Source organism: Parabacteroides acidifaciens (assembly GCF_003363715.1).
GTDB lineage: Bacteria > Bacteroidota > Bacteroidia > Bacteroidales > Tannerellaceae > Parabacteroides > Parabacteroides acidifaciens.
The window spans coordinates 20,885-42,644 of record NZ_QREV01000024.1; the positions used below are offsets into that span (position 1 = coordinate 20,885).

A 21,760-nucleotide genomic window follows, 5' to 3' on the forward strand; every position below is an offset into this window, starting at 1 on the left:
ACCTAATCCCTCCATGTCCATGAATGAATATATTGATATAACTCAAGTTGTGTCATTCCACAAATTTTCAGAAACTCTTTTCGGTTCGACACTTCCAGTTCGGGAGTGGCAAAACCGGAATTTTCATTCCTCGGATGATGTAAATGGAATAAGCAACCAGTAGCCCGATAAACCGGCAAGCCCAATATTTTAATTCTCCGGAATCTCTCGAGGTCTTCCGGCCCCCAACCATAAAAATTTTCATTTTCTCCTCCAGCATTTAAATACATATATTTATTAACCAGAAAAGCGCCTCCTACAGAATAATCACCAGCCGGCAATTGGAAATCACCAATATGTCCGATTAATTCCGAGACCATCCCATTATCCGTAAAGTCAATACTTTGGGCTTCTGTAAGTGCACAAAACCGTCCGTCATAAGGATAAGCCATCACGGCCTTTCCTGAATGAATCCGTTTTACAGCATCCATGATCTGATATTCCGGTATAATAACATCCGTATCCCAAATTCCAACTATAGGACTATGCGCCATTTGTAATAATTGATTCAGATAACGGGTTCGATAAAACACGGGGTCATCATCTTGCACAAATACATATCGAACACAAGGATTATCTATTTTCAACTTATACCGAGCTGTCTCATCTGCTTCCAACAAGATAATCTCCTTAAACTTCATTTTACACAAACCTGAAAGCAATACATCCAAATTTCTTACCCTCTCAGGAGAATCAATACGTAACGGAATTACAATAGAAACATCCGAACCTATTTCTAACAAACATGCAGTCTGTTCCGGGCAAACCCGTTCCGCCTGCAATCTTTTTAGTTCTTCAATAATACTATCGGGAAAAGTAGTTCCTTCCTCTTGATATTTATTCAATTTATCCAAGACAAGTATCAGATTTTGTTTGTTATTCAACTCATTTACCATATCCTTATCCCGGACGGACATACCTACCCGATTTCTAAGATAATATATTAATACAGCCAACTGACCGACATCCTGCTTCAATATATCAGGAAAAAAACGATAAATGGCAGAATCCAACATGCGAAATAACATTTCGACAGTCCCCTTCAGCCTTTCTTTCCTATATAATGACAATAAAACGCTTCCCAAACGAACAAGCACATTCGCTTCCCCGTCAGTTTTCTCGCCAACCACTTCTTCAAACTCTGTCAACAACTTTACCGTATGCCGCTCATAACGCTTGTCTTGCTTTGTACATGCCAAAACATAACAATAGAGAATTCTTTTTACATCCAACCATGAAAGATCCGTTCCTGTTATTTCCAATTCAATATTATTCATATCTTTCTCTCCTTCTGTAAGCCATATAAACAGACAAAAAAATAGGAACTGTACTCTTTATCGAATGATATTGATAAAGAATATTCGTAACCAACAGAGATATCATAGCCGTGAACATTCCAAGCCAGCCATTTGGCCAACACATCCATCCGGCTAATCCTGCATTCAACAACAACAATGTTTTTACCCGTAGTCCTACAATCTTTTTTACTTCTTCTATAAACTCAAGTTCTAAACTACTTTTTCCGGAAAAATGTAACTCTTGTCGTGACCGATACTGCCAAATACCATAGATCGTTAATGGTATATATAATACATACACAAGTAATAAAAAAGAACTCTGATACAAAGTATAACTAATACCCCCCAAATACAAAACAAAAGCCAGAAATATTTTAATAACCATCTGGGGGTATTTTTCCATCGCAAAGTACAATTGAGCCTGTTCGCCATAATTGACACGATTCATCATTATTCTCCAAAAACGGTTAAAACGCTCCGCTACAAATTGTTTCCATTTCAAATAGGCAACAGAAAAAATGTAATATCCTCCACAAATCAATAATAGAAATCCTAAAAGCATAAAAAAGTTAGAATACCAAAACCAAATTCCCCAAGCTACTCCTATAGCCAAAACAATACCACACAAGAAAACTATGAAATACTTCCAATCAGACTTTAAATAGAACCTTATATATCTGTTTATACGTTTTTCCTGATCCTCTTCCCGTTCAAAAGTATCATCCGGGAACACCATCATACAAATACCCTTTATCCACATCAGATCCATTTCATCCGGCCAATATTGCATTAGCCCCCATGAAGTATCGCCTACGATAAAACGATCGCCATCAAAACCATAATAAACTACAAAATCCTTTTTCCCCTGCTCTGTATCAAAAAATAAAATCGTCGGCGTATAAATACAACGCAATTTTTCTAACGTCATCTGCATTACTTGACAGTTGAAACCAGATCGCACAAAAGCATTTTTGAGTCCCTTTAAAGAGACCGTTCCGTTTTTCACATCGCTCCAGCGTTCTAACACCCATATTTCAGGTTTTCCTCCATAAAACCGATTCACAGAAAGTAAGCAAGCGACTCCTGTAGAACAATGGTCAGCCAAAGTAAATGTTTGTTTTATGTATTCGTAATCTACCATTATACTATCGAATTTATATAAGGAGTTAACGTATCCGGAGTTTCCTCCATTCTTTGCTTCATTTTCTGAAGATTCTCTTTATACATAAGATAAGAAGAACATATCTTCTTTATTTTTTGGTAGATTGTAATCGGAGAATCCTTGGATATATTGCCTTTCAAACCTAATTTATGAAAAACAACACGGGCTGCATTCCCCGGTTGGTCCCAATTACGGTTTAAAGGATATACCAACATGGGAACTTGCCGATAGATACACTCAGTTATACTGTTCATTCCCCCATGAGTAATCATTAAATCACAATATTGAAGTAAATGGAATTGAGGAACCTGTCTAAGAATCAACATGTTTTCAGGAAGTGGCAACAAAGAATTATGCAAGAACATCTTTCCTACGGAACAAACAAAGAATAAACTACTGTCAGTAAATGCTACTTTTCTAATTTTACTAAAAAAACGGATCACTTTTTTCTTATCCGTATCCCCCAATGTTCCTAAAGAGCAATAAATCACAAATACTTTACCTTCTACACGCAAAAATTGTAGTCTTTCTGTCAAAGCAGAATAGCGAGGAACAAACAAATGAATATCCCGATTCTCTTTTGCAGGAGAAAAAAAAGTTAACAAGTTTCGTTCTATAGATGGAAAATCGAAAACAATCGGAGAAATAATAAGCTCCGTATATCCACTTAATTCCACACGAGAGACTGTATATCGGTTGCTTTCAATATATTTAGAAAGCGGATAATGACTTAAATTCGCTAATATGGTTACATTAGTAAAATAATTATTTGAAGAATAAAACAAACGCAGTATCCACTGATGAACATGATACCTAAGATGATACATTTTCCATAAAAGTTCACTTTTCAAAATACCTTTTCTCGTATAAGAAGGTAGACTTTCATAACAAACTGGTGCAATATAAGGATATTTATATGTACTTACCATCGATTGTAATCGAACTATATGATTACATATATCATTATATATTACAGTTTTATAAAAATGGTGTGAATCCAGTAAAATCAAATCCGGATGGAAAAGTTCACTTATTTGCTTATAACTCCGGAACATTTCCCTTAACAACCTTTTTCTTTTCAATACTGAAAAAGAGAAAATAGACGACCAAATACCGCTTAATCTCCTTTTTGCTTCAAACAATATCAAAGTATCAATATCAACTATATATGTTTCAAAACCACAACTTGCTATCATCTTTTGATAAGAGCCACCACATACATATATAACACGATTTTCTTTTGACAAATGCTTTGCCAAAAGAAAAGTCGCATTATAATGACTTATTGCCGGATAGATATCAAATATAATAGTAGCCATAACATACCTATCTGTTCATGTTAATAATACCGGCATCCGTATCTACATTGTTCAACTTCTTGTTTCCAGCTTTATGTTTCCGTCCGAAAGAAAAGTTATAAGCTAAACGAATATTCAACAATCGCTTGGACTCTTTAATATACTCCCAGGAAGTTACCGGTGCATCCTTACTCAAACGCTCATACCCTTGGCGGAAATTATTGGTAAAAGGAAACATCATGGCAACGCCAAGCTGGAGGTTGTTTTTCATCCAAAAAAGTCCCAGTGCAGACATATCCGTCCCGTTTTGTATTGTCTCACCATACAAACTGCTCTTATACCGTCTGTATTGTCCGATAAGCGACAAGTTCCGATACGTAAGCGAAGCATTGATATTGAAATAAAAATCATCGAACGTATGATCATAATTCCACCCCCTGCTCATATATTTAGAATAGCCGAAACCGGCATTAATGGACAGGAACCGCTTCAATGATCCAATAGTCAATCCATTTAAACCCAAATTCAGATCTACATCAAACTGCTGATAGTAATCCTGATTATTCTCCGTCAAAATGACTTTATTGCCTTCAATGAACACATCTTCCATAATGGGATTCTTGGAGTATTGATGGTTTAAATTCAAATATCCACGAAAGATTCCTTTGGAATAAGAATAATTCAAGTTATTCTTAAATACTTTATACGTTTTCAAATTGGGATTACCCCGTACAATCTGGATCGTATCCAGCAACACTTCGACATCTGTCAAAGATGAAAGTGAAGGGATCGACGGATTCATCTGGAATGAATAACGTAAGAAACTGTTTTTATGGGGCTGCCATCCCAACTTTACCGTCGGAGTAAATATCCAATACGTATTATCGATCTCCCCTTCTTTAAACCAGCTACGGTTCACCCCAACACCTGCCGAATAAGAAAACTTCTTCACCTTTCCGACAACTTCGGCAAAACCATACGTTTCAGATTGCATCATATCCGATAAAGTGCTTGTCGTCCCGGAATAGGTATTCTCCGTCTTCATCTGAGAATGTTTTAACCCGGCACTAAAATTAAATTTCTCGAATTCACGCGTGTAAATACCTTCCCCGATAAATGAATACTTCTTACCATCGATATTCGTCAGAATATTGCTAAAAGGATTATTCTGATCCACATATTCCAGATAAGTACGTTCACTATTCGTAGACATCAAAGTTCCCACAGCATTGAATTCAAGTGTTTGCTTTTTGGGCAGATTATACAGGAAATACAAGTCCAAGGAAGGTGTATAAGAATTATCTTCCTGTAAAACACGTGAATAAATAAAATCTTTCGTATTACTCCCATCATACAATTTATTGTAATAATTGTTATAAGGCGCATTTTTCAATGTATTACGGAAAATAGCATTAAAAACATACTTATCCGGATTATACAAATTGTAAGACAGGTTTATGTCATTCTTAAAGTTTTTAGATTTGTCATCCAATCCTTCCTGAATGCGTTCAATCGTTTTATCAGCAAAATGGTATTCTTCTTCCACATCTTTGTAACGATGCTTATACCCCCGATTCCCGTTTACAACACTTAATCCCCATTCCGAGCGACGGTTATTAAATTTCGCAGCCAAGAAGTTTTCCCCCCAAAGACGATTTGGAGCATCTGTTCCCTGAAAAGATACATATCCACCGGTTTCCCGACGGCGAGTTACAATATTAACTACCGCTCCTAACCCCGGTTCTCCGTAACGGCTCCCCGGATCCTCAATGAATTCGATACGGAGCACGTCCTTCGGCAAGATGGCCGCAAGCTCGTTTGCAGAAACTTTGATACCGTTTATTCGTGTCTGAATAGAACCTCCATTGCTAACCTCCATCGTCTTCATAATAGGATTCACGTACAAACGCGGGATATTCAAGTTATTCATCAAATCGTAAGCATCAGCAGAAATATCTACAGCTGATTTAATGGGTAATATAACTTGCCTGTCTACCCGGTTGATAATATTGGAAGCCGTCACTTCCACATTTCCAAGTTCAACCGATGATTCCCCCATCATAATATCACCTAAATCAATCGTTCCGGAAAGATTGTTTACGGCTATCGAAACAGTTTCATACCCGATAAACGATGCGGAAACAATGTAATTTCCCTTTGCCAACTTTTCCAATTGGAAAATACCTTTTGCGTCTGTTGCACAGCCACCCACAAAAGCAGAATCAGCCGTTAGCAAGGAAATAGAAACTGCCTCGACAGGAAGTTTCTTTTCACCTTGCGTTTCAACAACACGCCCCTTAATTTTTGCATTCTGTGCTTGTACACTTAAACAGAATGCAAAAAAGATAAATGTATATAAGTATGTTTTCATAAGATATAATATTAATTATCATTACATTTAGGACATAAAATATCAGGATAATACCACTTATCTTCCCCATATTTTTTTAGGATTTCTTTATAACAAACCTGTTTTACTGATCTACATTTCCTGAAAACATCACATGTAGAACATAAAGATTCTTTAGGAATATTTTTTTGATTAATATAAAACAAATCCAATGCCTTCTGAGAATTCCAAATTTCTTCTATGCTTTGATTCAAAATATTACCAACCAAAAAATGAGGATTCCAATATAGTTCTTCACAAATAGTTACCTGCCCATCCGGTAATATAAATAACCCCGAATAATTTGCAGAACAATTCGCACGATTGAAAAAATCATTCATACTTTTTGGTTTAGGCAAAAAAGATATATTCGTTGCTGGCTTAGGATTCCTTATCGCAAAATCAACATCTGAACGAACAGAATCAATAAAAAGGGTAATATCTGAAATATTATTTTGACGAGAAGCTATTCTTTCATAATCTTCTTTCAAATACATAGATTTACCAGCTGTATCTATTTTCCATTCCAGGAGATGACTATAATCTTTTATTGAATTAAATATCGATTTCATATCTTCCACACTATCATTTTTACAGGTTAAAACAGTATGAATAAAAAAGTTGATATCATGTTTCTCTAATAAATCAAGAGTATTCATTATCTTATTTACATAAGAATGTGTAACCCCTATCATAGATGAAAGATGATCTGTAATTAACGTGTCCAAAGATATTTGAATATCTTCTACTCCCAATCTTGTCAACTTTAACACATCGGACTCTTCCATTGGTTTCTTTGTAGATAGATAAGGATGATAACCTTGTGAGTATAAATATTCCACCAATTCAAACCAATACTCATACAAAAAAAACTCTCCCCCTATAACATCGATTGTTTTTACATCCAATTTTACAGCTTCATCTATCAACTCTTTCATTCGACTGAAAGGAATTTGGCAATCAATCTTATTTCTTCGATCTGCATAGCAATAAAAACAATTTGTATAACATCTGTTATTGACCATTAACGTCAGATTGGAAGGTGTAAAATAACGTCTATTTTTCAGATCTATAAAATCATATTTAAAAGACTTATAATCAAACCTATTAGTTAAATTATCTTCATTACTATCTACAATACAGAATGGAGGAAAAACCGAAACTCCGTCCTTTGATCGAATTGATAAAAACTTATCCTTGTTATATATTTTATAAATAAAATTTCTTATTAAATTTGGATCTATATTTAAAGAGATAGATGCATTCTGTATAGAGACTTCCATATCATCTCCATTAAAGAATGATAATATTTGAGCATATAATGGATGTATCAAAGCTTCAAAACTACTTATAACTCCCGCGGGCATCCGATTATCTCTACCATAATATCGAGCCAAAACAAGAACTCTACCCCCATCAGATTTTAAGGTATAATTCGTATTAAATATCACATTTTTCATATACATATAATATTATTATTAAAAAATTTGAAGTGGAGAAAAGAATTCTCCACTTCAAAAAATCACATAAAGCCACTGTAACAATTTATTGTACATGCAGCACAACCCATTCCACCTTCAACCTCTTCCATCTCATTTTCAAGTAATTCGGAAACATCCAAATCTTTTTCCTGAGGCTGATTGTTCAAATCTTGTGTATCCATAGTAGTACAAGAATTTATAAATTACCTACTCTATATGGTTTTCGGTATCCCCACTCGATTCTATATATAAATATTGCATAAGGAGCAATTTAGTGATAACAGCTATTATTTTCCGTAATAAATCATTTCTGTCAACGGATCTGTTAGCCTCCAATATATCCTCAACCAGCTCCATCCCCGTAAAAGACTGCCTTCCGTAACAAATCCGTATAAAGAAATCTGTCCATAAATTATAAGGTTCACAAAAGATGATCTTTTGTTCAGTATACAATGTCGAAAATGAAAATATCACATTTACTTTCTTCCTTTCCAACATCCCAACTAACCGCTCGTCTATTTCCAGATTATATATTTTGATAAAACTATTCACACGTAGCTTCACATTAAGCAGATAACTTTCAAAATCCCCTCTTTTCAACAGTGATAATGCTGTTTTCGCATTATTCTGCTCAAACAAACGATAAAAAGAGCTACACAAATTATCTATTTCCAGTCTGTATTGCTCAATAGCCTCATTAAGCATCTTCCGATCCAAATGGCAAAACTGTATGTTGCATCGTCCTTTCATATTATCTATTATTGAGGAATTTAACTATACGATCATAATACTCAGGATACTCATAATATAACCTCTGTCCCATCATATAGCAAAGCATACTATTTTGTTTATGGTACCCGATAACATGTATAAATTTACAAGAATGCGGTACAGAGCTAAACCTGACCAGTTCTTTAAAAGAATCGCTAATCCCATCCAACAAATACTCAACGGGACAAGATTTATTCTTTGCCAAAGAATAATAAATATATTGTTCAAAAACATTATTTACAATTGAAACTTCTTTCTTAGTTAATTGAGATATAATATCATAATTAACATCTATAAAACGAAACACTTTTTCAGTATAATCTTTAAAAAACTCTATGTTACAGCCACCAACTATACCTAAATTTGATTCATTAACAACCGAATCATTTTCCGGTTTCATAAAACTATCATATTTTATACCTCTTTCTATCAAATCAAAAAAAGATTTTCTATTATAGGAATAATTATATTCAAAATGTTGAGCAATAAGCTGAGATGATTCTATTCTATTAGGAAATTTATTCCAAATGAAAATATCATTATCTACATGGATAAAAGGTTCATTTTGCAAACTATATGTATAAATCTTACCTAATGCCCATAAACCTTCATCATAATGATCTATATCATTTAGACATACTTGAACCGATGTATAGGGAAGTCGTAATTTATTTATCAATAAATCATATCCAGCCCTATCGGTAACAAGCTCAACCTTATCATAAAATTCAAGCAGTTTCAGACAGCTAAGTGTCCAACTTATATAATGGAATACAGGATCATACCAACCTCCACTACCTTGAAATGGTTTCGACCAAAAACTTTGTATAATCTTCATTTTATATTCCTTTCATATTGTTATTGCAAATAAAGTATATATTAGTCCGAAAATACAAGATCGAAATTTATTTATATCAATAAATTACTAATAGCCTAAATTATTTATCATTTTAGGAGATATTAAACATCGAGGATCCGGAAAATCCCAATATTTTTTACCATATGCTTTTACAATATCACTCCAACATCTATTCCGATACTGGAAGCAGGAATTAAAAAGAGTACAATTTTTACAAGTACTCGTTTTTTGTATTTCTTTTTGAGACAAATTGACTAACCTGATAGAGCGGGGAGAGTTCCATATTTCCTTTAAGTAATCAATAGTAGCATCACCTATAATAAAAGATGGATGCCAATATAACTGTTCGCAGATAGTGGCCTGCCCATCCGGCAAAATAAACAAATGCGTATTCAAGGCTGAACAACTACTACCCTCGAAATAACGGCTTCCACCATCCGTCTGATGGAATTTTTGTTGCCGGAACGATTCATTCAACAATATAGTAAAAGGGGATGCCGGAATAATAAATTCCTGTATATAATCGAACAACCCGATAAGTTCCTCATAAGAAGGTTTGATTTTCTTCATTTCTCCAGGAGCCACATGCAAAGAATTGCTGACCGGAACAATCCGCCAGTCAGACAAATTTTCCAGCGTTAAAAGAAACCGAAACAAATCTGTCAGAACATGGCAGTTGCAATTATAAGTAGAAACGACTGTCGATACCTGATAATCAAAACCGCTTTGATCCAACAACCGCAGGCCATGTTCCATGTTTTGCCAATAAGTATCTGACACCCGTAGCGATTCTTGTAATACAGAAGATGAAACCGCATCAAGAGAAACCTGGATAATATGGCTGTAACCGGTCTTACGCAAGCGTTCCAATAACTCTGCTGTAAAAGGTATTTTAGTTGATAAATATCCCGGTGCAATATCCCGTCGGACAAGTTCCTTCAATATAACCTCCCAATCCGGACGCAAAAAAACTTCCCCTCCGATCAAAGCAACCTGTTGTACCTGCAAATCTGCCGCTTCCTGTATCAATGCCAATATACGAGAAGCCGGAAGCAAATGCCTTACTTTTGTTTTAGTATCCGCATAACAGTATTTACAATGTGTTACACATTGATTGGTCAACATAAATGTCAACAACAACGGACCAGAATAAAGACGCCGTGAAAACAAATCCAATTTTCCGCATACGAAATTATCCGGCTTCAACTGTATAAATTGAAAATCATTTCCTGCATCTTCCTTTCTAATCAGAATTTTTTTAGGAAATACTATTTTTTGCCCATTCCATACGGTATAAACCGGAGATTCATTTTCCAAATAAAGATCCAAAAGACGTTCCATATAGGTTACGTCCCGGTGAAAGAAATTAGCCAACGCCTCAATGTTTTCCTGCAAAGTCCTGTTATAGGTAAAAAAACTTAGCAAAATAGCTTGAAGAGGGTGAATAAAGGATTGCCAGTCTTTGGAACAGTCCACACCGTGTCGTATCCTGGAAAAAAGTATAATACGATATACATCGTTCCTCAACACATAACACGGATTCAAAACATATATATGATTCTTTCGCTGTACCATATCCGATAACCGGCTTTTTTATCCTAATATATTCCTCCCAAAAAACATCCTAACCCGCAATTCGCCAAATCTTCGTCATTCTCGATGCCACCTTGTATTTCCAGCAGTTCATCCAAATTCAGAAACTCTTCCACGGAATCTGCCGCTTTGTTGTCTGCCACCTTCGGCAGTTCTTCCTTAAACTGATTTTTTTTCATAACATTCAATTCTTTTATAATTAGACAAACTTTGTGCAAAACGATAAACCCAGACAAGACGATCATAGAACCAGTATCGTAACTCCCAGTCTTTTTCCTCCGTAAAGTTCTGTTGCATATATCCGTACAACTTGTCGGCTACATATAGCAAAGAATCGTAACGCTCCGGATTTTTCGAATGAGTTATAGAAGCATCATGCTGACGATAACCATAGAAATTAAAATCTATTACTTTCATACGTAGGGCAGAACAAACCACTATGGGCGACCATAACGCATCTTCATGAAAAATAGGAGCAAAACGAAATCGGTGCCTTCCGATAAATTCACGTCTGTACAAACATACCACTACCATCGGATTAAAAACATGTTGTTTACTCAACTCCAAAAAGCACTCCCTGCCTGTTAAGACCTCCTGAAAAACAGTTTTATCCCTCCATCTGAACGGATTTATTTTCCTCCCGTTTTCATATAAATAGACAAGACCTGCCATCAAGATATCCGTTTGATATTCTTCCGCTTCGGTTACCAGTCGTTCATAAGACTTATAGATTACCCAATCGTCACTATCGACAAAGGCTATATATTTACCGCATGCCACCTCCAAACCTGCATTCCTGGCATTTCCCAAACCTTTGTTAGCCTGACGAATAATCTTAAAACGGCTATCCCTGCAAGCAAAATCATCCATGATTTCCACAGAACTATCGGTCGAGCCGTCATCTACAATGATAAATTCCATATCATACAAGGTCTGCCCCATTAATGATTGCAGACACGTGGATAAATATGTCTCCGTATTATATACTGGAACGATAACAGACACCATGCACATATTTATTTTCGTTTAAAGATTTCATATAAGGGTGTGAATATCCGCTTCAAGACACTCTTACTTGCCATAATAATTTCAGCCTGACCAGACAACCCCGTTTCATAATCGATTGTCTCACCTACCGATGTTACCAACTTATCAGGAAAAGCGACCTCGACAGCATAACTCTTATTGTAAGGAACATAAGAGACAGACGCTATCTTCCCTACCACATATCCGTAAGTATGTACCGGAAACTTGGCCAGTTCCACCTGCACAAGATCTCCCTGTTCTATACCACCAACTTCACTCTCTGCCAAAAACAATCTTCCAATCGGTTTCCCTCTCGAACCGGAAACTACCGAACAGACTGTATCTCCTTTATGAACTACCGTCCTACGGCTCCAACTTTTACCCAACAGGAGTATACCATCCGTCTTACTTTTGATCATATATCTACTTTCCCAGGTTTTCAAACTGTTCACCATATTCTCATAAGCCAGTTCCAACATCCGGCGGTTCTTCTGTATTTCCATCTTATGTGTAATATCCAGTTCGAATAATTCTCTTTTAAGTTGAAGAATCGCCAATCCGTTTTTATCATCCAATTCCGTTTGCAACCTAAGTTCCTCCTGCAAAAACGCTTTTCTCTGCGGATACAGATCCAACTCCTGATAGGCCAGACAGGTACGAACAGCTTGGGTAAACTGTTCATAAGCACCAGACATTTCACCCATAATCAGGTCAAACGGATAATTTTTCAGATACCGGATATCATTCGTACGGTAATACCATTCTACGCAAGTCAATACCTGGCAAAACCGTTTTACATCTGTCAACGAAGCCGGATTTTGGATGATCCCCAGTGTATCATTCTTTTTTACAGAAGCGCGATCTTCCACAAAAAAACGATCGACCAACCCATCACTATTAGCTGTTATCCATTCCGCATTCGAACGGTCGTCGATAACAACAGAAGACTGTACTACATCCGGATATTCGAATAAAGCAGTTCCTACCAGCAAAAGCACAATCAACCCATATATGATATAACTTCCCGTATGGATAAGCCAACCCGGAGCATCCCCCAGTATATCGTTGTTTTCACGGCTATACAGTTCGATTTTGTCCGCTTCTGTTTTCTGTTCATATAAAACTTCCATCTTATACCGATATTAAGCGTTCAACTCCAATTGATTTCTTACCAGCCGGAAATAATCTCCTTGTTGGGCAATCAATTCCGCATGTGTTCCTTTCTCTGCTATAGTCCCGTCTTTCAGTACCACTATCTGATCGGCATTCTTCACCGTACTCAACCTGTGAGCGACAATTACAACCGTCCTATCATGAAAGAAACGATCCAGATTCGACTGTATCACCCTTTCATTATCAGTATCTAAAGCATTGGTCGCCTCATCAAAAAATAGATAATCAGGATTTCTGTAAATAGCTCGTGCTATCAAAAGCCGCTGCTTCTGTCCCTGGCTAAGTCCCTGTCCGGAACTTCCAATGCGGCTGTTATATTTCAAAGGTAAAGACTCTATAAAATCTTGTATATTTGCCATTTTTACAGCATACAACAGACGTTCCCGATCTATCTGTTCAGAACCCGGCGCAATATTGTTAGCAATCGTATCATTGAATATGAACCCTTCTTGCATCACAACTCCACAATGTTTACGCCAGTCTTTAAAACTCATGTTCTGTAACGAACAGTCTCCGATTCGTACCGTACCATCAGTCGGTGGATAAAATCCTAACATCAGTTTCAGTAAGGTTGTTTTTCCACTCCCGCTTAACCCAACAATAGCAGTCGTTTTCCCATAGGGAATATCCAATGTCAACTCCTTGATTATTTTCTTCGATTTACCGGAACCATATGCAAATGAAACAGCATCCAACCGGATCGGCTGTCGTAGTTGTAACTGGTCTGTAATCCCCATTTCCTGAACTTCCTCATCTGGCTTACCATGAATTTCCCCAAGACGTTCAATACTGAGCCTGGCATCCTGTGTCTGCTGTACAAATGAAACCATCTGTTCAATAGGTCCTTGCATCTGCCCGATAATATACTGAATAGAAAGCATAGCGCCCAATGTTATATTACCATCTAAGACTGCAGTAGCTGAAGTTACAGTAATCAGGATATTTTTGATTTCATTAATCAAGACCGCCCCTACTTGTTGCCACTGTCCCAGGTTCAATGAACTCATGTTGGTACGGAACAAGGTTGCCTGTATGTTTTCCCATTCCCAGCGCTTCTGTTGTTCACATCCCAACAGTTTTATATCCTGCATGCCGTAAATCATCTGCATAACGTTATCTTGGTTAACGGACATCTGCTCAAAATTCTTCCGGTTCAGATCAGCTCGTTTTTTCATAAACAGTTGTATCCACAAAAGATACAAGACACTGAAAAATAAAAAAACCAGAAATATTTTCCAATCATATATAGCCAATACGCTTCCGAATATCAGAATTGTGAGAGTAGCAAATAAAATACTCAGTACAGATTGCGTCAAAAACAATTCGATACGTTTATGATCTTCAATACGTCGGATCAAGTCTCCAGCCATTTTGCTATCGAAAAAGCGCATTGGCAAACGCATCAGTTTTGCCAGAAAGTCGGAAATTAACGCAATATTGACACGGCTACTGATATGTAAAAGAATAAAACGCCGGATCACTTCAATCAGTGTACGGCTAAAAATCAAAACTAATTGTGCAATCAGTATTAATTGAATAAAATTAAGGTTGCGGTGTCCTATTCCTTGATCTACAATCGTTTGGGTCAAAAACGGAAAAATCAGTTGCAAAACACTTCCTCCCAGCATCCCCAACAACAACTGGACAATCATCTTCCGGTAAGGACGTACATATTTCAACAGATACCACAGGGAAAGTTTGTCATATTCCGCCGGATCCGTACTATAAAATTGAGGAGTCACCTCCAACTGCATGGCAATTCCCTTTTCTATACCCCCCTGCCGGGTACTGATCCAGCACTTTTTAAATTCCTCTTCTTCATATTTAAGTAAACCATAGGCAGGATCGGCTATATAGAAATAACTTTTTCCTCTTTTAGTCCTGACACCATAAAGAACAACAAAATGTTGTTGATTCCAGTGCAGAATACAAGGAAACTTGGACTGCTCTTTCAGCTTTGCCAAAGTCGTACGTACACCCGTTGCACGCATTCCAATACTCTCGGCAGCCTCGCTAATACCTAACAGATTTACCCCTGTACGCTGTATAAAAGACTGGTCACGTAACTGCTGTACGGAAAAACTCTTCCCATAAAATTTAGCAATCATCCTAAGACAACTTGGTCCGCAGTCCATTGCATCCAATTGCCGATAAAAAGGAAAACGTTTCATATCATCCGTTCTTTTCTATTGACCAATTCTTCCAGCCAACTTATCACATAATGTACCTGTTTGCTTTTCCGGTTAAACAGTTCAGACATCCTGTTCATTTTAGCTGTTATATCGTCTTTATTTTGTAAAAGAGTTTGTATTTGGTTTCTAAAATCATCCACTGTACCGCATTTGCAGTCCATTTGCAATCCCAAACCATGATACACCATACGAGCAGTATTTTCAGCTTGTACTTTTGTAACCGGAAGTAATAAAACCGGCAAACTATGATAAATGCAACTGACCAGCATATCCAAATCGCCATTCGTAACCAGCAAATCCCCTGAAGCCGTCAACCGACGGGAAGTATCGGACAAATAAAACTGCATATTTACCGGTAAAGGAAAGAGCCGGTTAAGCCAGTCTTTACTGTTGGAACACACAATAATTTCATACTGTGGATATTGTAAACAAAAATCTTTCACCAACTCATAGAAATGAAAACCGATATTAATATTTTCCGTCATTTCCGTTACAATAAACAAGGATAGCTTCGAATTCTGTTTTTTATATCGGGACATACGTCCGGCCAATAATTCTTCTCTTTTCGATAGCACTTTCTCACTTATATTACCAATATCAAGCAATGGCCCGGCACACACCAACCAACCATCCGACTGATCCTGGTAATCAAGCGGTGAAGGTGCTAAAAACAACAATGGGAAATCCTTCGATACATTTTGTTTATCGCCAAACCATAAACCCAGGTAGATAATCCGGATATTCCGGTTCCTATAAAACCCAATCCGATTCTCCAAGCGTCTATCCAACAATACCAAGTCCGGTTTAAACCAACGGAAATCGCCTGGATAGAGCACACGCCCAATTCCTTTTTGCAGCAGATAAAAAGTAAATGCCGAATCAGATGAATCTGTATAATAAACTTCATGTCCTTCCTCATTCAACAGACAAGCAAGCTGTATGGTCAGTTTAACATCCGTATCGACGGGTAATATGTCAAAAAGGAATGAACTCATATAACTCAATTATCAGCCGATTCAAAACAATATTTTTCTTGACAAACGGAACAACGTTTGTTTCCCAGAATAGAACACAAGTCGTTGTCGCCATAATAATAAGTTTCCCGGTATTCATCATACCGTACATCCACCATTAATTCATTACGCAAATAAGCCAGATACTCAAAAAAAGTAGCTCTGGACAGTTCAAGCCTCCGGGCAAGTTTGCCCGGAGTACCTGTACATTCACGTTGGATCAAAGAATCCATATACAACAATTTCTTCAAATCAACGTACTTCATAATAATTGAAAATTAGTGAATTATAAATCAATCAGTCAATCTATTTGGCAAAATCACCATAAAGATACCCTCCCCACTGATTTCTTAGTTCAAGCGTATAGGTCCCTTTTTCCCAATCAACAACGGATATTCCGATATTAGCTGTCTGTGCAGCAGGAACGGTTTTTTCGTAAATAATACTTCCATTCTTTACTATAGTAATAGTAATGTCGGAACGAAGAGTCGAGCTTTGGACAAATAAGAGGTCGCTCGTAATATAAGCAGAAACAGGTACAATCAGAGAAATACTTCTTTCAGTTTCATTCCAATGACCTTCCACTTCTATTTTTACAGGAGTTTGTTCTGCATATCCCATAACCATTAATGTATTCAATACTGCTATAAGCATTACTCGTATGACCCATGTCATAATTGTCTTGTTTATTTCCATAATATTACTAATTTTTTAATGATTGATTCATACAGCAAAATTATCCGCATAGACTACAAAAAGCAAGAAAAAAGCCTGTACTACAAGTGGACACACACTTATAAAACAAAAATGGTAATATGCTAATAAATAGCGTATTACCATTTTAATAAAAACAAAGGAAGTGGACAATCGTTTTAGTACCCTTGCAACCACATATCTAACGAGCCATTTTCCTCTAAATCTAAACTCATGCGTTCCTTCATACGCTGCTTGCGCTTCGTCACGGAAGCGGGAGAAATTCCCGTTAAGGTAGCGATCGTACTATTATTCAAATGGAGTTTGATCAAAATACAAATTTGAATGTCACTCTCTGTCAAAGATGGATGTTGTTCACTCAAACGAATTGTATAATCATCATACAAAACATTTATCGCTTCAATAATATTTTCCCACTCACCTTGCGTTTTGATATATTTGGGAGACAAACGAAGTTCTTTCAAGATGGTTGTTTGCTTCATCAATCGATCACATAAGAACTTCTCTCTATCACGCAAACGAATATTTTCTTCCGTGAGTTTCTTATAATCTTCAAGCTCGCTATCTTTTTGTTGCAAAGACTGAGTGAATTGATCTATATTTTCCTGCAAACGCTTATTAGCTTCCAATAAACCTTTATTCTGATTGTGCAGGCTTTCTATTTCCGAAGATTGTTCCTTGACCGATTCTTCCAAATTGGCATGATTGGACATTTCACCGGACAATTCTTCTATACGTTCTTGATTTTTACGAATAGTCAAATCATTTTCACGCAGTTGTCTGGTATATTGTCGTAATAAATCCTTATCCCTCTGAATTGTACGCTCCTTTGTCAACAAACGACGTTGATAAACATAAACAAGTATTACTATGGTTAAAAGCAATAATGATAATATGAAAAGACTACTTTTGAAAAGTTGGCTCCTCTCCAATTCTAACACCATCTTCTCATTTTTAAGCTTCTCATAATTGTATTTAGCCTGTATTTCATCTATCGCATGGCTACGATTAACCTGATCCACAGAGTCACGACATTCCCAATAATAATTATTATATGCTATCGCTTTTTCATAATTATGAGTTTCTTTATTTATAAGATACAGATATTGATATGCATTTGTTTTTGTATATATATTTGTTGTAACCAATGACTTCTCTAAATAGAATCGTGCCGAATCATATTTTTCTAACATTTTATATACCTCTCCTAATACTAAATAAGTTTGTGATAAATCTCTTCCATTTTCCAATTTTTCTTTTTCAGCTCTTTTCAAATTAGCAAGAGCTTCTTTATATTTTCCTATAGAAAGATAAATACCACCTAATTCACCTAAAGCCGATCCTAAACTTCTATCATACTCACACTTTATTGGTTCTGAAACTACAATTGCTTGCTTATACGCAGATATAGACTTATCCCATTGCTCTGTTTTTCCATACATTCTTCCCAAATAGATTAAAGAAAAAGCAATATGGGAACTAACTTGGGATTGCTTTGCCAATTCATGCGCTTTCTGAAAAGCCAATAATCCTTCCTCATTAAGACCCCGATAAGCATAAATCATCCCCAAATTAGAATTTATCAAATACCCCAATCTATAATCCTCCGTCTTCTCCACCTCATCCGCTGCACGTAAATAAAACTCTGTTGCTTTCTCGATTTCCCCCAAGTCTTCATTTACTCGGCCTTCATAATTCAGAACCAAAGCCTTACGATTTAGATCTTCTTGTTTCATAAAATAATCGTAAGCAACATTAATCAGAGAATCGGATGTGTGTTCTATGTAGTTCTTATCTCGCGCCTGAACCAGCAACAAGCTATAGGTTGCATTCTGCAATTTATTAGAAGGTGAAGGAGGATTCATATTCTCCAACAGGGACAACGCACTGTCAGGATGATCATACATCAAAGACTCTGCACGGGTCAATTCCGGCAAAAGTTCTATTGTTTGGTGGTGGGTACATGCCAGTAGATAGACCAAAATCAATAATAGTAATATATAAAAGGCGTTTTTCATTTAAAAATAAAGTTTGTATTGCCAAAGATACTCAAATTTATATGAAGGCAAATGAAAATATGAAATTTCTATCATCTGGATAACTATTTTCACGCACACTTTCGGAAAGGAAATTACAATAACCCCCTTTTTGTCTGTTTTTCTATTTCATCCAAAATTTTGATCGATTTTGGATTGACTCTTTTCACGGTTTAAGCTCCCCTTTCTGACAATAGGAAAAACGAGGTGCGCAGCCCATTCCAAAAAGTGTACAATTTGATTACCGAAAGACGGAAACGCCGACAATGTGATAAAGCTTAACTCCCGGAGAATCGAATATTTGAAAATAAAACGGACGGCGTTCCAAATATCCAAAGGAAATTCAGGGGCTTTTTTGCCCTTATGACGGTCCTCTTTCCAATTACGACCGTCATAATCGCCATTACGACCGTCATAATCTTCGCGAGGTGCCGAGTGCACTACACATTAGCACGGTCATAATGGCAAAGAGGACGGTCGCAATGGCTGGAAACGCTCAAAAAAGAGGAAAAAGTCCCTTTTTGAGGTCAAAAAAAAGGATTAACATTTGTTTGGTTTCGGATGTCTTTCTGGAGTCAAAAATACGTTTTATACAATAAGTAGAGATGCACGACCGTGTATCTGAAGCCCGAACATCCATAACGAGATTTTATTTCCCAGTCCGATTTCTATCGTTATATATCTTTTTCTGTATACAGGAAATTAAACCTTTTCTCATTAAGAATATATTATACAATTCACTTTCTTTGTACCTTTGCAGCATTTTTAATCAATCAGGCAGAAAGATGAAGAACAGGTTTGATTTTCAGCCCAAGCTGTTATCGGCACTGAAAAATTATTCGAAGGAAAAATTTATGACCGACCTGATGGCCGGTATTATTGTCGGGATCGTGGCGCTCCCGCTTGCCATTGCTTTCGGTATTGCGTCGGGGGTTAGTCCGGAAAAGGGACTGATCACGGCTATTATCGGCGGGTTTATCGTATCGCTGTTGGGCGGCTGTAACGTGCAGATCGGCGGACCGACAGGGGCCTTTATCGTAATCGTATATGGGATTATTCAGAATTTCGGGATCGAAGGATTAGCCATTGCGACGGTGGTAGCCGGGATTATCCTGGTGATTATGGGGGCATTGAAATTAGGTACGGTTATCAAGTTTATCCCCTACCCGATTGTTGTCGGTTTCACCAGCGGTATCGCCCTGACGATTTTCACCACACAAATGAAAGACCTTTTCGGTCTGACGATAGACAAGGTACCGGCTGATTTTATATCCAAATGGATTGTTTACTTCGAACATTTCGATACGATGAACGTATGGTCTCTGTTGATCGGACTTGTCAGTATTGCGATTATAGCCTTCACACCTAAATTTTCCAAAAAGATTCCGGGCTCGCTGATCGCGATCATTGCCATGACAATCATCGTATATGTCATGCGGTATCATTTAGGTATAACAGGGATCGAAACGATCGGCGACCGTTTTACCATCAACGCTGCCCTGCCCGGTCCGGCATCTATCAGCTTCAATCCGGAAACAATAAACCTGTTACTTCCTTCCGCATTTACAATCGCCATGTTAGGAGCGATCGAATCACTGCTTTCCGCTACGGTGGCAGACGGTGTGACAGGTGATAAACATAATTCAAACACCGAACTGATCGCCCAAGGAGCAGCCAATATCATCGTGCCGATTTTCGGCGGTATCCCGGTGACAGGCGCGATTGCCCGTACCATGACGAATATCAATAACGGCGGACGTACTCCGGTGGCCGGTATCATCCATGCAATCGTATTGCTGTTGATCCTGCTTTTCCTGGGTCCGCTGACCAAACATATCCCGATGGCTTGTCTGGCAGGGGTGCTGATCATTGTCTCTTATAATATGAGTGAATGGCGAACGTTCCGTTCGTTGATGAAAAACCCGAAAAGCGACGTGTCTGTCTTGCTGGTGACGTTTTTCCTGACGGTTATCTTCGACCTGACGATTGCGATCGAGGTAGGATTGCTGATCGCCATGTTCCTTTTTATGAAACGTATGGCGGAAACCACCCGTGTGTCTGTCGTGAAAGATGAGATCGACCTTTCGGATGATGGGGAAATCCATCATGACGAAGAGGTTCTTTCATTGCCTAAAGGGGTGGAAGTGTATGAGATCGACGGACCGTTTTTCTTCGGTGTGGCGAGCAAATTCGATGACATTATGCACAATATGGGCGACAAGCCGAAGATACGTATTATCCGTATGCGTAAAGTTCCGTTCATGGATTCGACGGGACTGCACAACCTGGAAAGCCTGTTCCGCATGTCGCAAGCCGAACATATCCACATGATTCTTTCCGGTGTAAACGAACAGGTACGTAAGATACTTGTCAAGTCCGGCTTCGACAAAAAGATCGGAACGGAAAATATTTGCAGCAATATTAATGAGGCGGTTGCAAAAGCCTGGGAACAGGACAGGAGACAAAAAGGTAACTGATACTCTCTACATAAATGCAATATAAAGGTAACGATTGTCTAACCGGCAGTCGTTCTTTTTTGCTTCAAACACGGATTCTTTCGCAATTGTTTCCGCGTCTTCAAAACTAAATCCATTGTCCGGCTGGCTCCAATACCAAAGCTGCGGCATCTGTTTTTTACTTTTTGTTGATTCCATTGTCTTCAATTATTTATCTAACTTTTAATTATAAGACATGGAATTGACAAAAACCCCTATCC

Annotated in this window: 19 protein-coding genes; 1 reads left to right on the forward strand and 18 read right to left on the reverse strand. The window is 37.4% G+C overall.

Going from position 1 to position 21,760, the window contains the following annotated elements; genetic code table 11:
• Positions 1–2: 2 nt before the first annotated feature.
• The 17 genes from DWU89_RS11180 to DWU89_RS11250 all read right to left on the reverse strand — a co-directional run bounded on the left by DWU89_RS11180 (position 3) and on the right by DWU89_RS11250 (position 19,026).
• Positions 3–1,316 carry a galactosyltransferase-related protein gene (locus tag DWU89_RS11180; RefSeq protein ID WP_167451665.1) on the reverse strand — a complete coding sequence of 438 codons (1,314 nt, stop codon included), beginning with the start codon at positions 1,314–1,316 and terminating at the stop codon, positions 3–5.
• Positions 1,309–2,478 (reverse strand): cysteine peptidase family C39 domain-containing protein, encoded by a 1,170-nt coding sequence (locus tag DWU89_RS11185; RefSeq protein WP_115499732.1) that lies wholly within the window; start codon positions 2,476–2,478, stop codon positions 1,309–1,311. Before DWU89_RS11185 ends, DWU89_RS11180 begins: the two co-directional genes overlap by 8 nt.
• Positions 2,478–3,818, reverse strand: coding sequence for a nucleotide disphospho-sugar-binding domain-containing protein (locus tag DWU89_RS11190; protein WP_115499733.1), 1,341 nt, complete (start codon positions 3,816–3,818; stop codon positions 2,478–2,480). Before DWU89_RS11190 ends, DWU89_RS11185 begins: the two co-directional genes overlap by 1 nt.
• A 7-nt stretch (positions 3,819–3,825) precedes the next feature.
• Positions 3,826–6,168 carry a carboxypeptidase-like regulatory domain-containing protein gene (locus tag DWU89_RS11195; protein WP_115499734.1) on the reverse strand — a complete coding sequence of 781 codons (2,343 nt, stop codon included), beginning with the start codon at positions 6,166–6,168 and terminating at the stop codon, positions 3,826–3,828.
• Between the two features lie 11 nt (positions 6,169–6,179).
• Positions 6,180–7,646, reverse strand: coding sequence for a radical SAM/SPASM domain-containing protein (locus tag DWU89_RS11200; RefSeq protein WP_158543365.1), 1,467 nt, complete (start codon positions 7,644–7,646; stop codon positions 6,180–6,182).
• 62 nt (positions 7,647–7,708) lie between these two features.
• The gene (locus DWU89_RS20630) at positions 7,709–7,849 is read right to left on the reverse strand and encodes a hypothetical protein (RefSeq protein WP_158543367.1); all 141 of its coding nucleotides are present in this window, start codon (positions 7,847–7,849) and stop codon (positions 7,709–7,711) included.
• Between the two features lie 25 nt (positions 7,850–7,874).
• Complete coding sequence (locus DWU89_RS11205) at positions 7,875–8,417, reverse strand: hypothetical protein (protein ID WP_115499736.1); 543 nt, start codon at positions 8,415–8,417, stop codon at positions 7,875–7,877.
• Between the two features lies 1 nt (position 8,418).
• Positions 8,419–9,276 (reverse strand): DUF6734 family protein, encoded by an 858-nt coding sequence (locus DWU89_RS11210; RefSeq protein ID WP_115499737.1) that lies wholly within the window; start codon positions 9,274–9,276, stop codon positions 8,419–8,421.
• 87 nt (positions 9,277–9,363) lie between these two features.
• Entirely contained in the window at positions 9,364–10,872 is a 1,509-nt protein-coding gene (locus DWU89_RS11215) for a radical SAM/SPASM domain-containing protein (protein ID WP_115499738.1), read from the reverse strand.
• A gap of 23 nt (positions 10,873–10,895) precedes the next feature.
• Positions 10,896–11,069, reverse strand: a complete 174-nt coding sequence (locus tag DWU89_RS20635) for a hypothetical protein (RefSeq protein ID WP_158543369.1) — start codon at positions 11,067–11,069, stop codon at positions 10,896–10,898.
• Entirely contained in the window at positions 11,050–11,904 is an 855-nt protein-coding gene (locus DWU89_RS11220) for a glycosyltransferase (RefSeq protein ID WP_115499739.1), read from the reverse strand. Before DWU89_RS11220 ends, DWU89_RS20635 begins: the two co-directional genes overlap by 20 nt.
• Positions 11,905–11,906: 2 nt before the next feature.
• Positions 11,907–13,046 carry an HlyD family secretion protein gene (locus tag DWU89_RS11225; protein WP_115499740.1) on the reverse strand — a complete coding sequence of 380 codons (1,140 nt, stop codon included), beginning with the start codon at positions 13,044–13,046 and terminating at the stop codon, positions 11,907–11,909.
• Positions 13,047–13,058: 12 nt separating this feature from the next.
• Entirely contained in the window at positions 13,059–15,260 is a 2,202-nt protein-coding gene (locus DWU89_RS11230; protein ID WP_115499741.1) for a peptidase domain-containing ABC transporter, read from the reverse strand.
• Complete coding sequence (locus DWU89_RS11235) at positions 15,257–16,276, reverse strand: hypothetical protein (RefSeq protein ID WP_115499742.1); 1,020 nt, start codon at positions 16,274–16,276, stop codon at positions 15,257–15,259. The genes DWU89_RS11230 and DWU89_RS11235 overlap by 4 nt, the downstream gene beginning before the upstream one ends.
• 5 nt (positions 16,277–16,281) lie before the next feature.
• The gene (locus DWU89_RS11240) at positions 16,282–16,560 is read right to left on the reverse strand and encodes a hypothetical protein (RefSeq protein WP_115499743.1); all 279 of its coding nucleotides are present in this window, start codon (positions 16,558–16,560) and stop codon (positions 16,282–16,284) included.
• 40 nt (positions 16,561–16,600) lie between these two features.
• The gene (locus tag DWU89_RS11245) at positions 16,601–16,990 is read right to left on the reverse strand and encodes a DUF3244 domain-containing protein (protein ID WP_115499744.1); all 390 of its coding nucleotides are present in this window, start codon (positions 16,988–16,990) and stop codon (positions 16,601–16,603) included.
• Between the two features lie 176 nt (positions 16,991–17,166).
• Positions 17,167–19,026 (reverse strand): tetratricopeptide repeat protein, encoded by a 1,860-nt coding sequence (locus DWU89_RS11250; RefSeq protein ID WP_115499745.1) that lies wholly within the window; start codon positions 19,024–19,026, stop codon positions 17,167–17,169.
• Positions 19,027–19,829: 803 nt separating this feature from the next.
• Here DWU89_RS11250 and DWU89_RS11260 point away from each other — a divergent pair.
• On the forward strand, positions 19,830–21,521 hold the full coding sequence (locus tag DWU89_RS11260; RefSeq protein WP_115499747.1) for a SulP family inorganic anion transporter: 1,692 nt from the start codon (positions 19,830–19,832) through the stop codon (positions 21,519–21,521).
• A gap of 6 nt (positions 21,522–21,527) precedes the next feature.
• On the opposite strand, the gene DWU89_RS20785 is transcribed toward DWU89_RS11260, so the two are convergent.
• A complete protein-coding gene (locus DWU89_RS20785; RefSeq protein ID WP_167451667.1) occupies positions 21,528–21,698 on the reverse strand; it encodes a hypothetical protein in 171 nt (56 codons plus the stop codon).
• Positions 21,699–21,760 lie beyond the last annotated feature (62 nt).

Bases quoted from the DNA above. Each gene is read 5' to 3' on its own strand.
- DWU89_RS11180 (WP_167451665.1), bottom strand. From the start codon at position 1,316: ATGAATAATATTGAATTGGAAATAACAGGAACGGATCTTTCATGGTTG.
- DWU89_RS11185 (WP_115499732.1), bottom strand. From the start codon at position 2,478: ATGGTAGATTACGAATACATAAAACAAACATTTACTTTGGCTGACCAT.
- DWU89_RS11190 (WP_115499733.1), bottom strand. From the start codon at position 3,818: ATGGCTACTATTATATTTGATATCTATCCGGCAATAAGTCATTATAAT.
- DWU89_RS11195 (WP_115499734.1), bottom strand. From the start codon at position 6,168: ATGAAAACATACTTATATACATTTATCTTTTTTGCATTCTGTTTAAGT.
- DWU89_RS11200 (WP_158543365.1), bottom strand. From the start codon at position 7,646: ATGAAAAATGTGATATTTAATACGAATTATACCTTAAAATCTGATGGG.
- DWU89_RS20630 (WP_158543367.1), bottom strand. From the start codon at position 7,849: ATGGATACACAAGATTTGAACAATCAGCCTCAGGAAAAAGATTTGGAT.
- DWU89_RS11205 (WP_115499736.1), bottom strand. From the start codon at position 8,417: ATGAAAGGACGATGCAACATACAGTTTTGCCATTTGGATCGGAAGATG.
- DWU89_RS11210 (WP_115499737.1), bottom strand. From the start codon at position 9,276: ATGAAGATTATACAAAGTTTTTGGTCGAAACCATTTCAAGGTAGTGGA.
- DWU89_RS11215 (WP_115499738.1), bottom strand. From the start codon at position 10,872: ATGGTACAGCGAAAGAATCATATATATGTTTTGAATCCGTGTTATGTG.
- DWU89_RS20635 (WP_158543369.1), bottom strand. From the start codon at position 11,069: ATGAAAAAAAATCAGTTTAAGGAAGAACTGCCGAAGGTGGCAGACAAC.
- DWU89_RS11220 (WP_115499739.1), bottom strand. From the start codon at position 11,904: ATGTGCATGGTGTCTGTTATCGTTCCAGTATATAATACGGAGACATAT.
- DWU89_RS11225 (WP_115499740.1), bottom strand. From the start codon at position 13,046: ATGGAAGTTTTATATGAACAGAAAACAGAAGCGGACAAAATCGAACTG.
- DWU89_RS11230 (WP_115499741.1), bottom strand. From the start codon at position 15,260: ATGAAACGTTTTCCTTTTTATCGGCAATTGGATGCAATGGACTGCGGA.
- DWU89_RS11235 (WP_115499742.1), bottom strand. From the start codon at position 16,276: ATGAGTTCATTCCTTTTTGACATATTACCCGTCGATACGGATGTTAAA.
- DWU89_RS11240 (WP_115499743.1), bottom strand. From the start codon at position 16,560: ATGAAGTACGTTGATTTGAAGAAATTGTTGTATATGGATTCTTTGATC.
- DWU89_RS11245 (WP_115499744.1), bottom strand. From the start codon at position 16,990: ATGGAAATAAACAAGACAATTATGACATGGGTCATACGAGTAATGCTT.
- DWU89_RS11250 (WP_115499745.1), bottom strand. From the start codon at position 19,026: ATGAAAAACGCCTTTTATATATTACTATTATTGATTTTGGTCTATCTA.
- DWU89_RS11260 (WP_115499747.1), top strand. From the start codon at position 19,830: ATGAAGAACAGGTTTGATTTTCAGCCCAAGCTGTTATCGGCACTGAAA.
- DWU89_RS20785 (WP_167451667.1), bottom strand. From the start codon at position 21,698: ATGGAATCAACAAAAAGTAAAAAACAGATGCCGCAGCTTTGGTATTGG.